Here is a 14,045-nt window from a genome sequence, read left to right on the forward strand (position 1 = left end):
GCCACGCTGACCTTGTTTCAAGCTCGCTGCGGCTGTCTTCTTACTACCTACAATGAAATACTGGAAGGGAATTGAAGAGCTGGATAATTCGTCGGAGTTCGCTAAGAACGCCTTCGCTGAATTTCCCGACTTTCTACCGGTTAAGGAAAGCCGTGCTGGTGATGCTGAAGATTCTTCGGTAGCACCACGTCGCGATTTCTTGAAGCTCATGGGCTTTGGCGTAGCAGCTGCCACACTAACTGCTTGCGAAACGCCGGTGCGCAAGGCAATTCCTTACCTCAATAAGCCGGAGGAAGTTGACCCAACTATCTCCAACTTTTACGCCTCGACTTACTTCACGGGCTCCGACTACAATGCGGTGCTAGTGAAAAACCGTGATGGTCGTCCAATTAAGCTGGAAGGCAACCCTGAATCACCCGTTACGCGCGGTGGTCTTTCGGCCCGCGCTCAAGCCGCCATACTCAGCCTATATGATAGTGGCCGTTTGCAGCAATTCATGGCGAAGGGCAAGAAAGCTGACTTTGCGGATGTAGACCGAGCAGTTCGAGCTGGCCTAGGTAATGCTACCGGCAAGATTGCTATTGTATCACCGACAATTATTAGCCCTAGTACCAAGCGTGCTATTGCGGCTTTTGCCGGGAAGTACCCTAATGTCGAGCACATCATGTACGATGTTAACTCTGCATCGGGTCTGCTACAGGCCAATGGTGGAGTGTTGCCTGCCTATGATTTTAGCCGCGCTAACGTTATCGTTAGCCTAGGTGCTGACTTCCTAGGTACTTGGATTTCACCGGTTGAGTACTCACGCCAGTATATCACCAACCGCAAAGTGAACAGCGACAAGCGTACTATGTCGCGTCACCATCAGTTTGAAACGGCTCTTTCCCTAACCGGAGCCAATGCTGATATACGAGTGCCAGTAAAGCCCTCGCAGATGCCAGCTATCGTGTTGGCTCTATATAACACCATCGTGGGTGGTGGTGCGGCCCCCACACTGGACCCGGCCATCAGCGCAAAAGTTAAAACGGCGATAACCGAGTTGCAATCCAACCGCGGAGCCTCGCTGCTAGTTGCTGGTTCGAACGACCCAGCTGTTCAAGCACTAGTAGCGGCCATCAACCAGACCCTCGGTAACGTAGGGACGACGGTTGATTTAACGAACCCTTCCTACGTGCGCCAAGGCGACGATGCGCGCATGGCGCAGTTCGTTCGCGATTTGAATAGCGGTGCTATCAGTGCCGTGTTCTTCTACAACGCTAATCCAGTATACAACCACCCTCAAGGTGCTCAGATTAAAGCTGGTATTGCCAAAGCTGGCCTAAGCGTATCGCTTAATGACCGCCTCGACGAAACGGGCTCACTGTGTCAGTACCAGGCTCCCGACAGCCACTGGCTGGAGTCGTGGAATGATTATGAGCCCAAGCGTGGTTTCTTGAGCCTAGCTCAACCCGCTATCACGCCCATCTTCAAAACTCGTCAAGGCCAGGAAAGCTTCCTGCGTTGGGCTGGTTCCAATGAGAACTATTATGATTTCCTGAAGGATGGCTGGCGTACTGTGCTTGGTGCTAATGGCTTCCAGGCGGCTTGGGACAAAGCTGTGCACGATGGCGTTGCTATTGGCTCCGCGCTGGCTGCTGCCCCTGCATTCTCGTCGCCTGTTATTGGCGCTGCCGAAGCAGTAAGCCGCTTGCGCAATGTGCCTGCTGCTCCGGCAGGCTCTGTGGAGCTTGCGCTTTATGAAAAGGTTGGTATTGGCGAAGGCGGGGTGGAGGCTAATAACCCTTTCCTGCAAGAGCTACCTGACCCTGTTTCGAAAGCTACGTGGGGTAACTACGTAGCTGTACCCCGCACGATGGCTGTTGCCAACAAGTGGGAGCAAGGCGATGTGCTCAGCATTAGTGCTGCTGGCCTTGCCAAGCCGCTCAACCTGCCCGTTTTGATTCAGCCTGGTCAAGCCGATGGAACAGTTAGTATTGCCGTCGGTTACGGCCGCGTAATGGCTGGCCGGGTTGGCGATAATGTTGGAGAGAATGCTTTCCCATTGGCCCAAGTTGGTAAGGATGGTATCATCTACGCAAACGCTGTTACGCTGAAAGCTACGGGAGCTAATAGCCCTATTGCTCAAACGCAGACTCACCATACCATTATGGACCGCCGCGAGGTGGTGCAGGAGAATACGCTGGCTAAGTACCGCGATAATCCGAAGGAGGTAACGGAGTACGAAATGATTTCCACTCCCGAAGGCCTTGAGAAGCCTAGCAAAGTATCGCTCTGGCAGGATTATCAGTATAATGACCACCATTGGGGTATGGCAATCGACCTCAACTCGTGCATCGGCTGCGGCTCGTGCGTGATTGGGTGCCAGACTGAAAATAACATTGCCGTAGTAGGCAAGCAGCAGGTCATCAACCGGCGCGAAATGCACTGGATGCGTATTGACCGCTACTACAGCTCAAGTGCTCACAAGAGCGATTTCGACGAAAAAGGTAAGCTGGCCACTTATGCCGCAATGGAAGACCCTTCGGATAACCCGCAGGTAGTATTCCAGCCCATGATGTGTCAGCATTGCAACCACGCTCCTTGCGAGACGGTGTGCCCAGTGCTAGCAACTACGCACAGTTCGGAAGGTCTGAATCAGATGACATACAACCGTTGCGTAGGTACCCGTTACTGCGCTAACAACTGCCCGTATAAAGTGCGTCGTTTCAATTGGTTCTCGTACTACTCCAACGAGAAGTTTGAAGATGTGAACGGCCACATGTTCACCGACCTAGGCCGCATGGTGCTGAATCCGGATGTAACGGTTCGTGCACGTGGGGTCATGGAAAAGTGCTCATTCTGCGTGCAGCGTATTCAGCTTGGTAAGCTGGAAGCTAAAAAGCAGAAGCGCCGCCCATTGGACGGAGAAGTAGTAACCGCATGCGCTCAGTCTTGCCCAACAGAAGCAATCCTGTTCGGTGACATGCGCGACCCTGCAAGCCGTATCAGCAAACTGCTGAAGCGTGAGGATGGCGAGCGTGCTTTCCACGTGCTGGATTCAATCAACGTCCAGCCCAACGTTACGTACCTGACTAAGATACGTAATGCGGAGCAATCGGCCTTTTACCCGGAGGAAAAGCCAGCGTAAGCTTCGGATAGTTTGATTCCCAAGAGTTAAGTCTTTAATTATTCATCATTATGCAGCACGTATCACCTGTACGCGAGCCGCTCGTAACGAGCGGTAAGACGTATCACGACGTAACTCAGGATATCTGCTACCAAGTAGAAGCTGCCCCGAACGTTCGGTGGATGGGCGCCTTGGCTGTGTCCTTGGTTTTGCTCGGCGTTTTCTTCTACTCGGTTTATCGCACCTTGTGGTACGGTATCGGCGAGTGGGGCCTCAACAAAACAATCGGTTGGGCATGGGACATCACCAACTTCGTATGGTGGGTAGGTATCGGCCACGCAGGTACGCTGATTTCGGCAGTGTTGCTGTTGTTCCGTCAGAAGTGGCGGTCATCTATCAACCGGGCTGCAGAAGCTATGACGATTTTCGCCGTAATCTGCGCCGCAATGTTCCCTGTGCTGCACATGGGACGCCCTTGGTTGGCATTCTACGTTTTTCCGCTTCAGAATACCCTAGGTTCGCTGTGGGCAAACTTCAACTCGCCACTGTTGTGGGACGTGTTTGCCATCTCGACGTACTTCACGGTGTCGCTAGTATTCTGGTACACTGGTTTGGTTCCCGACTTTGCTACCATCCGCGACCGTGCTAAAGGCAAGATTGCTAAAGTGAGCTATTCACTGCTTAGCATGGGCTGGACGGGTTCGGCCAAACACTGGTCGCGCTATGAAACGGTTTCGCTAATTCTGGCTGGTGTCTCGACCCCATTGGTACTCTCGGTACATACAATTGTATCGATGGACTTTGCTACTTCGGTAGTACCAGGTTGGCACACTACGATTTTCCCTCCTTACTTCGTAGCAGGCGCTATCTTCTCCGGGTTCGCTATGGTACTGACGCTGATGCTCATCACCCGCGTCGTATTTAAGCTGGAGGATTATATCACCCTAGAGCACATCGCGCTCATGAATAAAATCATGATGACGACGGGTTCTATTGTAGGTGTAGCCTATATCACTGAGTTCTTCATCGCTTGGTATTCGCAAGTAGAGTATGAGCAGTATTGCTTTATCAACCGTGCGACTGGACCATACTGGTGGGCTTATGCTAGCATGATGACTTGCAACGTGATTACCCCCCAACTGGTGTGGTTCCGTCGCGTTCGTTACAGCATCATGTTGACGTTCATCCTATCCATCATCGTAAACATCGGAATGTGGTTCGAGCGCTTTGTAATCATTGTGTCCTCGCTACACCGCGACTACCTGCCTTCTTCGTGGGCTATGTTCTCCCCAACTCGTATCGACGTAGGCGTGTACGTAGGTACCATTGGCCTATTCTTTACCCTGTTCTTGCTCTTCGCCAAGTTCTTTCCAGTTATTAACATGGCTGAGGTAAAGACTATCCTTAAGTATACCGTCAATGATGGTCCTACTTATGGTGGTACCAACGATGGGTCGCAATCGGCAGGTCGGCGCGTGTCGCCGGCACCTTATTCCACGCCTGGTGTTCCAGCTTCGGCACCCGTAAATTACGATAAACATGACTAAGCGCTTTGCTCTCGGCATCTTTGATGATGAAGATGTACTCCTGCACGCGGTTGATAACGTGCGTGGCGCTGGAGTTAAAATATACGATGTATTCTCTCCATACCCTGTGCACGGCATTGACGATGCACTAGGTATTGAACGTTCACGTCTGCCCATCGCAGCGTTCTTCTACGGGTTGTGCGGTCTGTCCTTCGCACTGTGGATGCAGATTTATATGTTGGGTTTTGACTGGCCAATGATTATTGGTGGTAAACCTAATATCGCTCTGCCAGCCTTTATCCCAGTGGCCTTTGAGTTGACAGTATTCTTTACCTGCCACGGCATGGTAATTACATTCTATACTATCTCTAAGCTGTATCCTCGAATCAAGACGCCTGTACTGGATGCGCGCGCTACTGACGATAAGTTTGTAATGGCCATTGAGATGGATGAGACTAGCTCGCAATTGCCGAAATTGACTCAGTTGCTTCGTGAGAATGGAGCAAGCGAAGTCAATCAAAAGGAAATGACCAAATTCTAATGATGTCGCCTTCCCTCAAACACGGGCTGTACGCGGCCTCTTTGCTACTAAGTATTGGCCTAGGTAGCTGCTCGACGCGCGCCGATGACCCTGGTGTAGAATATGCACCAGAGATGTACGAGTCTATTCCTTATGAGCCCCTAAAGCAGACGGGCTACAATAAGATTAATGCCTTCGGTATTAATGAACGTACACCAGCTACAGGTACGGTGCCCCGGGGTAAGCTCAACTATTATGACCATATTCCTAAGGATAGTGTACGTATCGCTGAGCGCCAATTGAGCAACCCTTACCCCTATACGAAGGCTAATATCGAGGAGGGTCAGGTTTTGTACACGCGCATCTGCCAGCACTGTCATGGTGAATCTGGTAAGGGTGATGGCCCAGTGGGTCAGAAATTTAAAGGTGTGCCTAACTACTCCTCGGGTGCCTACAAAACGATGAATGATGGACATATCTATCACGTCATTCAGTGGGGCCGTAACCGAATGATGCCACACGGGTCGCAAGTCAATCCAGAAGAGCGTTGGAAGATTGCCATGTACGTTCACGTGCTACAGCTAAACAACGACCCGGCAGACTTACCTAAGCTTGTAAAAGTTGGTGGAGCAACACCAGTTACGAGCGCCCAAGCTGGGAATGCTTCCCAGCAAACGGACGGAGCTAATCAAAAGCCGGAGGGCCAAGCGCAAGCTGGCACAGGCTCTGAGACGCCCGGTCAGGGTAACACTAAGGCCCATAACGGCTCTATGTAATTTCGATAGATATGGCAACTTTGACGCATCATCACGAACCCGTTGTGGCCGAGCACTTGCAGGAGCACCCTGGCTTGCAGCGCACGTTTGTTACTATTATTATAGCTGGTGTTATTGTCCTGGCAATTGGTTTGCTAGTGGCTTTCATGGGCTGGGGCGAACACCACGAGGCTACTGGCCATGCAGCAAACGCCGCTGGCCATGCTGAACACGGCGGTAGCCCAATTTGGTTAAAGCGCCTGCTGGTTAGCCTGTGGCACAGCAACGTATTCTTAATCGGGGTTTCGGTAGTTGGAACTGTGTTCATGGCCATCCAATATGTAGCGTATGCTGGTTGGTCAGTAGTCGTAAAACGAATCAATGAGGCACTTAGCGCTTGGTTGCTACCCGGTGCCATCATTATGATACTGGTTTTTGCAGCTAGCTTGATTAATCACGACCTTTTCCACTGGACTATGCCCGGGATTATGGATAAAGGTAGTAAAACGTATGACCCAATCGTTGCGGGTAAGGGCGGCTTCTTAAGCATTCCCTTTTATCTAATTCGCATGGTGTCTTACCTCTTCATCTGGTGGACATTCTCGCAGCGTCTTCGTCAACTGTCTTTGCAGGAAGACCTGAACGGTGGTACCAGCTATTTCCACACTAGTATTACTACAGCCGCACTTTTCCTAGTGCTGTTCGCAGTTACGTCTTCGATGTCTGCCTGGGACTGGATAATGTCGGTAGACGTGCACTGGTTTAGCACTATGTTTGGTTGGTACGTATTCGCCTCGTGGTGGGTATCTGGTATTGCAGCCACCACTTTGATTGCTATATATCTGAAACAGGCTGGTTACCTGCGAATGCTGAACTCGAACCATTTTCATGACCTAGGTAAGTTCATGTTTGGCTTCAGCATCTTCTGGACCTACGTGTGGTTTTCGCAGTTCATGCTCATCTGGTACGCCAACTTGCCGGAAGAGTCTGTGTACTTTAATCAGCGTCTAGGTGGCTTCGATGGCCGCTATACGTGGATGTTTTACGGAAACTTGCTCATCAATTTTGCATTTCCTTTCTTGGCTTTGATGACCCGAGATGCAAAGCGTCAAATGATTATGCTGAAAATCGTTTGTATTGCTATATTGATAGGCCACTGGTCTGACTTCTATTTGATGCTTATGCCGGGCACTCTGAAGGGGGAAAATGGGTTTCTAATTGAAATCGGAGTAGCCTTGATTTTACTGGGTGCTTTCCTCATACTAGTGACGCGTCGCTTAGCTGCTGCCTCACTAGTACCTGTCAATCATCCTTTCATCGAAGAAAGCGTTCACCACACGACCTAAAAACATAGAATACAGTAGCTAGAAGTTAATAGTCGGTTAATATAAACTGAACTGTTTCTCTAGTTTCCAGCTTCTGATTTCTAGCTTATACCCAATGACTGCTCTAACAATCCTCTTGGTGCTGGTACTTCTGCTAGTCGTTTTCGGCTTGCTGTTCCGGCTCCAGATTCTGACCTCTATCTTCTCCGGCACCTACGTCCGGGAAATTGGCATGAGCAATCGCATAAACGCGGTTCTAATGTTGGTTTTCATGGTAGTGGGGGGAGCAGCGTTTTTCTGGTCATTCTCGGAGAACTTCAATAAGATGAACCCACCCGTTGCTTCCATTCATGGGCACGCGATGGAACGGATGTTCTGGACCACGATGACTGTGATTGGTATTGCATTTGTCATCACGCAGGCACTCCTGTTCATCTATTCTTACAAATACCAGCATAAAGAAGGTCGTCGGGCTTACTTCTTTGCCCATAATAACACCATTGAGGTAATTTGGACAATCATCCCTGCTATTGTAATGGCATCGTTGATTTTTGCTGGTTGGAAAGCGTGGACGCGCATCACTGGCCCGGCGCCGAAAGATTCGGTAGTAGTGGAGTTGATGGGTAAGCAGTTCAACTGGCTGGTACGTTATCCTGGTCGTGATATGAAGCTTGGGGTGGTCAATTATCGCCTTATTGATGCTTCCAATGACTTCGGTTTTGACCTGAGTGATAAAGCTGCTTTAGATGATTTCACTAGCACGGAAATACACGTTCCTAAGGGCCATCCGGTACTGATAAAGATTCGCTCGCGCGATGTACTTCACGCAGTGTATATGCCACATTTCAGAGTGCAGATGTACGCTGTTCCTGGTATGCCTACTCGCTTCTGGTTCACGCCGACCATGACCACCGATGAGATGCGTGCACATCTGGGTAACCCTAAATTCAATTATGAATTGGCTTGCAACCAGATTTGTGGCAAAAGCCACTATGCTATGAAAGCTACTCTTGTTGTAGATGAGCCGGACGATTACCAGGCATGGTACGCTAAGCAAAGCCCTAACTCGGCTAACGCTGATATGATGGCTTCTTACAAGCAGACTAGTCAAAGCGCTGGCCTTGGCAAAGGTGGTAGCTTGGGTGCGAAAGCTGCTGCTATCGAAGAAACTGGTGAAACGCCTGCGTCTCCTTTGGCGGCGCAGACGGCGATGTAAGTTGGATTTTTACGATAACTGTTTTTTATATGGCCACTAATCTTCCCGCATCTGCACACGCGCAAGGTGGTATCGGTACTGCCCCAGTACCGCATACTGAGCACGATGAGCATCTGCATGAGCACGATGAGCACCACGACCAGCATTGGATGTGGAAATACGTGTTCAGCCAGGACCACAAAATGATTGCTCGGCAATTCCTGATTACAGGAATGTTTTGGGCCGTCATAGGTGGTGTACTTTCAAGTTTGTTCCGTTTGCAGCTAGGGTGGCCTGAAGCCACTATGGACTGGCTTCAGCCACTACTAGGTAAGTGGATTGAAGGCGGTAAGCTGAATCCTGAATTCTATCTAGCACTGGTTACTATGCACGGCACTATTATGGTGTTCTTTGTGCTAACTGCTGGTCTGTCAGGTACTTTCTCAAATTTCCTGATTCCATTGCAAGTAGGAGCCCGAGACATGGCTTCTGGCTTCATGAACATGCTTTCGTACTGGTTCTTCTTCCTGTCGAGCGTTATCATGTTTGTCTCGCTGTTCTTGGAAACTGGACCAGCTGCTGCTGGCTGGACAATCTATCCACCGTTGAGCGCGTTGCCCCAGGCTATTCAGGGTTCTGGCATGGGTATGACCATGTGGTTGGTATCGATGGTATTCTTCATCGTTTCACAGCTTCTAGGTGGTGTAAACTATGTGACGACGGTAATCAACCTGCGTACGCGTGGTTTGAGCATGAGCAAGTTGCCCCTTACCATTTGGGCATTCTTCCTCACCGCTATCCTCGGTATCCTGTCTTTCCCAGTATTGCTCTCAGCAGCATTATTGCTAGTATTTGACCGTTCTTTCGGTACGTCATTCTTCTTGTCTGACATCTATATTGCTGGGCAAGCTTTGCATAACCAAGGTGGCTCGCCTGTTTTGTTCCAGCACTTGTTCTGGTTCCTAGGTCACCCTGAGGTTTACATCGTCATCATGCCTGCAATGGGTATGGTATCAGAAGTTCTGGCTACCAATGCCCGTAAGCCAATCTTTGGCTACCGTGCTATGATTGGTTCGCTGATTGGTATCTCATTGCTATCGTTCGTAGTATGGGCTCACCATATGTTTGTAACGGGCATGAATCCTTTCCTAGGTTCGGTATTCATGTTTCTGACGCTGATTATCGCAGTACCGTCGGGCGTGAAGGTGTTTAACTGGCTGGCTACCCTGTGGCGTGGTAATATCCGTTTTACTGCTGCTATGCTCTTTGCCATTGGTTTTGTGTCACTGTTTATCTCGGGTGGTTTGACTGGTATTATCTTGGGTAATGCTACACTTGACATCCAGATGCACAACACGTACTTCGTAGTGGCTCACTTCCACTTGGTGATGGGCTCATCGGCTTTCTTTGGCTTGTTTGCGGGCGTATATCACTGGTTCCCAAAAATGTTCGGCCGTATGATGGATGAGAAGCTGGGTTACATCCACTTCTGGCTCACTTTTATCGGGGTATACTTAGTGTTTATGCCGATGCACTACGTTGGTATCGCTGGTTTCCCACGTCGGTACTACTCGTGGACTGGATTCGATGCTTTCAGCCAGTTTGCTGATTTGAACAAGTTTATTTCAGCAGCAGCTATTCTAGCTTTCTTTGCCCAGTTTATCTTCATCTTCAACTTCTTCTACAGCATTTTCCGGGGCCGCCGCGCCACGCAGAATCCTTGGAATTCGACGACGCTAGAGTGGACGACTCCAGTGGTACCTGGCCACGGCAACTGGCCTGGTGAAATACCCGCCGTTTACCGCTGGCCTTACGATTACAGCAAGCCTGGTTCTGAGTCGGATTTTATTCCTCAGAACGTGCCGTATTCGCAAACTGCTTCGTCCAACCTGCCTTACGAGCAAGAATTAGAAGACTAGCACGAACTGAGTATTTTGCCTAAACGGGCCGCCGCGCAACGGCGGCCCGTTTTATTTTGTTTACCCACTACCTAGGTACGAGTGGCCGTAGGCGTTAAGCTGCTGAAATACTATGCAAGTAGATGGTTCTGTACGGCGCTTCCGATTTTGGAGCGTTTTAACTGTAATAAGTATTTATCTACTCATCCTAGTGGGAGGAGTAGTGCGGGCCACTGGCTCGGGTATGGGCTGCCCCGACTGGCCCCGGTGCTTCGGACAGTGGATACCTCCTACTGATGTTAGTGAACTGCCAGCTGACTATAAGCAAGTGTACACTACGCAGCGCGTGGCAAAAAATCAAAAGCTGGCTCGTACCCTAGCGGGCCTTGGTTTTAAGCAGGTAGCTGGCGAAATTTTTGCCCATCCTACCCAGCACATTGAAACAGACTTCAATGCCACTAAGACGTGGATTGAGTATGTAAACCGCTTGCTAGGTGCCCTGATAGGCATCTTCGTCTTCGTGACGGCACTGGTTGCCTTACCTTACTGGAGGCGCGACAAAACAATCGTTTGGCTGGCAATAGGAGGGTGGCTACTGACCGGCGTGCAAGGCTGGCTGGGCTCCTTGGTGGTATCGACCAACTTGCTGCCGATAATGGTCACTATTCACATGGGTCTGGCCCTTTTGATTGTGGCAATGCTGTTGTACGCTGCAAACAGAGCGCAGCAGCAGGTAAGCAAAGGTAATGATTCTTACAAGGTTAAGTCTGGTCCTGAGTACGTAGTATCTGACAGCACAAGTGGAGTGCTTGGCCTCTTATGGATTCTGTTGTTAATTACATTCGTCCAGATAGTGCTGGGTACGCAGGTGCGCGAGCAGATAGACCAGGTTGCTTCATCTGCTGCGTACACGCACCGCGGCACTTGGGTAAGTCAGCTTGGTAGCGTGTTTAAGGTCCACCGCTCTATGTCGGTGCTAGTAACTCTGCTCAATGGCTACGCAGTGTATCTGCTGTGGCCCACGGCCGGGCTCGGGCTACGGCGCCTGCTGGGCACCACCCTAGGGCTGCTCGGCTTGGAAATCGTGGCTGGGATAGTGCTCGCTTATTTTGAGTTGCCTGCTATCATGCAGCCAGTGCACCTTACACTGGCAACTTTGCTCTTTGGAGCACAGTTTTTAACCCTAGTAAGGTGGCAACAAGCAAAGACTATGGCACAGCGAGCCCAGCCACAGCCAGCGCATGCGTAACTTTGTAGTCCGGTTCCAGGCTGCGCTAAAGTGGCCACCGACAATAGCTGAATGATAAAGGCCCGTGCCTATTTCCAACTCCTGAAGTTCCGGCTCTCGTTTACGGTGGCGTTTTCTAGCGCCATTGGCTACCTGCTAGGGGCGAGAGAGCTAAGCTGGAGCCGGGCGCTGCTGGTGATGCTGGGCGGACTGCTAGTGACGGGGTCAGCTAACATCATCAACCAAGTATTCGAGAAGGACCTCGATAAGCGGATGCGCCGCACAGAAGCACGGCCGCTGCCCACGGGCCGCGTTTCGCCAAATGAGGCGTGGGTGCTGTGCGTGGTGCTGGGGGTAGCAGGATTAGCGCTACTAGCTTATTACTTCAACCCCCTGACAGCGGCGCTATCGCTGCTGTCGCTCATTCTATACGGTTTTATCTACACCCCGCTCAAGACCGTGTCGCCGGTGTGTGTGGCCGTGGGGGCGATTCCGGGTGGGTTGCCGCCCCTGATTGGTTGGGTGGCTGCCACGGGCTTTATTGGCACTCCAGCATGGGTGCTGTTTGGCATTCAGTTTATGTGGCAGTTTCCGCATTTCTGGGCCATTGCCTGGGTAGCTGATGAAGATTATAAGCGGGCCGGCTTCAAGATGCTGCCTTCGCCGGGCGAGCGAGACTTGCGCACGGCGTTTCAGATAATGACCTATACGGTACTGCTAATTCCTGTTTCGCTCCTGCCGCTCGTCCTAGGTATCTCGGGGCGGGTGTCGGCGGGCGTAGCGCTTGTCTGCGGCGTCATCTTTCTGCTTATGACCGTGCAGCTTATGCGCACCCAGGACCGCAAGGCAGCGCTCAGCATCATGTTCGCCTCCTTCCTGTATTTACCTATCGTACAAATTGCGCTGGTTCTGGATAAAGTTTGATTTTTAATCGGCTGCTTTTTGTTGCATAGTCAGCAACTCAACCATCTAGGTGGCGAAACTGACAACCAATAATCACTACTCATTTATGAATACTTCAGAACTGCTGATTGAGAAAGAAGAGGGGCTAGGACTACACCCAAAGCGTCTGGTTCTTATCCTGCTTATTTTCAGTATTATCATGATGTTTGCTGCCTTCACTAGCGGCTATATCGTGCGGCGCGACGAAGGCAACTGGCGCGAGTTTGACCTGCCCGTTAGCCTGCTATTTAACACCATCGTAATTGCCCTGAGTAGCGCGGCCATCCAATGGTCTTTCTACTCGGCCAAGCACAATGAAGTAAAGCGTACCCAGCTGGGCCTGTTGATTACGTTGGGCCTAGGGATTGTTTTTCTGTTTGGGCAAGTGCATTCGTGGGGTGATTTGGTGGATGGGCGCACTTTTTTTGGTGGCGCCGACGCCAACCCCTCGGGCTCTTTCGTATACGTGCTCATGGGCGTGCACGCCTTTCACTTGATTACGGGGCTTATTTTCGTAGCCGTTGTGCTCAAGCGGAGCCTTGGCTATCAGGTGCATTCGCGGGCCATGCTTTCGATTGGCAATGCCACCATCTACTGGCACTTCTTGGGCGGCCTTTGGTTGTACCTGTATTTGTTCCTACTTTTGAACCACTAATCCGCGAGTTGTCGTAGGATAACTTCCCGCCTATTTTGCCGCCTGCTATGGCCCATTCGACCACCTTAGAGCCCACTACTGCTGCCACCCCTTATACCGATGCGCCCCGCACCGGTACTTGGGACGGTGGTAATGAACCCTTTAAAGCGAGCTACGGCAAGCTAATGATGTGGTTTTTCCTGCTATCAGATGCTTTCACTTTTGGAGCGTTTCTGACGGCATATGGTATGATTCGCCACAAACACGGCGTATTTACCGGAACAGCTGATAAGTTTTTCTTCAGCACTGCTCATTGGCCCATCCCAGAAAAAGTATTTAACGGCTTCCCTGGCTTGCATGGCATCGACTTGCCGCTGGCTTTTGTGGCGTTGATGACGATGATTCTCATCTTCAGCTCCGTAACGATGGTACTGGCAGTGGAAGCCGGCCACCGGATGGACAAAGCTGACGTGCAGAAGTGGTTGTTGTGGACTATTCTTTTCGGCGCTATGTTCCTCAGCTCGCAGGCTTGGGAGTGGAGCCACTTTATTGGTGGCGACGAAAAAGGTACGCTGATGGCCGATGGTACTCGCATGTTTGGCGCCAATCTAGCCGCCAATCAGTACGGCCCGCCCTTGTTTGCTGACTTATTCTTCTTCATCACTGGCTTCCACGGCACGCACGTATTCTCGGGAGTGTGCTTGCTGGTATGGTGCTTTATTGCTACTACCAACGGCACTTTTGAGAAGCGCGGCCATTACGAGATGGTGGAGAAAATTGGCCTTTACTGGCACTTTGTAGACTTGGTGTGGGTGTTCGTGTTCACGTTCTTCTACTTGGTGTAACAAAAATTTTGAATGTCCTTGCTTTGAATGCTGAGCGTCCTGCTTTCTGGATGCTCAGCATTCAGCATTCA

General features: G+C 50.7%; 11 protein-coding genes. All 11 read left to right on the forward strand.

Annotated features, from left to right (window positions below; translation table 11 throughout):
* Window positions 1-52: 52 nt before the first annotated feature.
* The 11 genes from ACFSDX_RS03915 (at window position 53) to ACFSDX_RS03965 (ending at window position 13,974) form a co-directional block, all read left to right on the forward strand.
* The gene (locus ACFSDX_RS03915; RefSeq protein ID WP_382311871.1) at window positions 53-3,127 is read left to right on the forward strand and encodes a TAT-variant-translocated molybdopterin oxidoreductase; all 3,075 of its coding nucleotides are present in this window, start codon (window positions 53-55) and stop codon (window positions 3,125-3,127) included.
* A 50-nt stretch (window positions 3,128-3,177) separates the two neighbouring features.
* Window positions 3,178-4,653 (forward strand): NrfD/PsrC family molybdoenzyme membrane anchor subunit, encoded by a 1,476-nt coding sequence (gene nrfD / locus ACFSDX_RS03920; protein ID WP_382311872.1) that lies wholly within the window; start codon window positions 3,178-3,180, stop codon window positions 4,651-4,653.
* Window positions 4,646-5,173 (forward strand): DUF3341 domain-containing protein, encoded by a 528-nt coding sequence (locus tag ACFSDX_RS03925; RefSeq protein ID WP_382311873.1) that lies wholly within the window; start codon window positions 4,646-4,648, stop codon window positions 5,171-5,173. The genes nrfD and ACFSDX_RS03925 overlap by 8 nt, the downstream gene beginning before the upstream one ends.
* A complete protein-coding gene (locus ACFSDX_RS03930; protein ID WP_382311874.1) occupies window positions 5,173-5,928 on the forward strand; it encodes a c-type cytochrome in 756 nt (251 codons plus the stop codon). The genes ACFSDX_RS03925 and ACFSDX_RS03930 overlap by 1 nt, the downstream gene beginning before the upstream one ends.
* 11 nt (window positions 5,929-5,939) lie before the next feature.
* Entirely contained in the window at window positions 5,940-7,253 is a 1,314-nt protein-coding gene (locus ACFSDX_RS03935) for a quinol:cytochrome C oxidoreductase (RefSeq protein WP_382311875.1), read from the forward strand.
* Window positions 7,254-7,347: 94 nt separating this feature from the next.
* Window positions 7,348-8,448, forward strand: coding sequence for a cytochrome c oxidase subunit II (locus ACFSDX_RS03940; RefSeq protein WP_382311876.1), 1,101 nt, complete (start codon window positions 7,348-7,350; stop codon window positions 8,446-8,448).
* Window positions 8,449-8,477: 29 nt separating this feature from the next.
* Window positions 8,478-10,346: a cytochrome c oxidase subunit I gene (locus tag ACFSDX_RS03945; protein ID WP_382311877.1), complete on the forward strand. Its 1,869-nt coding sequence runs from the start codon at window positions 8,478-8,480 to the stop codon at window positions 10,344-10,346.
* A gap of 112 nt (window positions 10,347-10,458) precedes the next feature.
* Window positions 10,459-11,574 carry a COX15/CtaA family protein gene (locus tag ACFSDX_RS03950; RefSeq protein ID WP_382311878.1) on the forward strand — a complete coding sequence of 372 codons (1,116 nt, stop codon included), beginning with the start codon at window positions 10,459-10,461 and terminating at the stop codon, window positions 11,572-11,574.
* A gap of 51 nt (window positions 11,575-11,625) precedes the next feature.
* Window positions 11,626-12,477 carry a heme o synthase gene (gene cyoE, locus ACFSDX_RS03955; protein ID WP_382311879.1) on the forward strand — a complete coding sequence of 284 codons (852 nt, stop codon included), beginning with the start codon at window positions 11,626-11,628 and terminating at the stop codon, window positions 12,475-12,477.
* A gap of 178 nt (window positions 12,478-12,655) precedes the next feature.
* Entirely contained in the window at window positions 12,656-13,150 is a 495-nt protein-coding gene (locus ACFSDX_RS03960; RefSeq protein ID WP_382311880.1) for a cytochrome c oxidase subunit 3, read from the forward strand.
* A 47-nt stretch (window positions 13,151-13,197) separates the two neighbouring features.
* The gene (locus ACFSDX_RS03965) at window positions 13,198-13,974 is read left to right on the forward strand and encodes a cytochrome c oxidase subunit 3 (protein WP_382311881.1); all 777 of its coding nucleotides are present in this window, start codon (window positions 13,198-13,200) and stop codon (window positions 13,972-13,974) included.
* The last annotated feature ends 71 nt before the right edge of the window (window positions 13,975-14,045 follow it).

This window comes from Hymenobacter bucti, from assembly GCF_042681145.1.
Taxonomy (GTDB): Bacteria; Bacteroidota; Bacteroidia; order Cytophagales; family Hymenobacteraceae; genus Hymenobacter; species Hymenobacter bucti.

What these genes read in the sequence shown, in the direction of transcription:
- ACFSDX_RS03915 (WP_382311871.1), top strand. Translation starts at nt 53, where the DNA reads ATGAAATACTGGAAGGGAATTGAAGAGCTGGATAATTCGTCGGAGTTC.
- nrfD (WP_382311872.1), top strand. Translation starts at nt 3,178, where the DNA reads ATGCAGCACGTATCACCTGTACGCGAGCCGCTCGTAACGAGCGGTAAG.
- ACFSDX_RS03925 (WP_382311873.1), top strand. Translation starts at nt 4,646, where the DNA reads ATGACTAAGCGCTTTGCTCTCGGCATCTTTGATGATGAAGATGTACTC.
- ACFSDX_RS03930 (WP_382311874.1), top strand. Translation starts at nt 5,173, where the DNA reads ATGATGTCGCCTTCCCTCAAACACGGGCTGTACGCGGCCTCTTTGCTA.
- ACFSDX_RS03935 (WP_382311875.1), top strand. Translation starts at nt 5,940, where the DNA reads ATGGCAACTTTGACGCATCATCACGAACCCGTTGTGGCCGAGCACTTG.
- ACFSDX_RS03940 (WP_382311876.1), top strand. Translation starts at nt 7,348, where the DNA reads ATGACTGCTCTAACAATCCTCTTGGTGCTGGTACTTCTGCTAGTCGTT.
- ACFSDX_RS03945 (WP_382311877.1), top strand. Translation starts at nt 8,478, where the DNA reads ATGGCCACTAATCTTCCCGCATCTGCACACGCGCAAGGTGGTATCGGT.
- ACFSDX_RS03950 (WP_382311878.1), top strand. Translation starts at nt 10,459, where the DNA reads ATGCAAGTAGATGGTTCTGTACGGCGCTTCCGATTTTGGAGCGTTTTA.
- cyoE (WP_382311879.1), top strand. Translation starts at nt 11,626, where the DNA reads ATGATAAAGGCCCGTGCCTATTTCCAACTCCTGAAGTTCCGGCTCTCG.
- ACFSDX_RS03960 (WP_382311880.1), top strand. Translation starts at nt 12,656, where the DNA reads ATGATGTTTGCTGCCTTCACTAGCGGCTATATCGTGCGGCGCGACGAA.
- ACFSDX_RS03965 (WP_382311881.1), top strand. Translation starts at nt 13,198, where the DNA reads ATGGCCCATTCGACCACCTTAGAGCCCACTACTGCTGCCACCCCTTAT.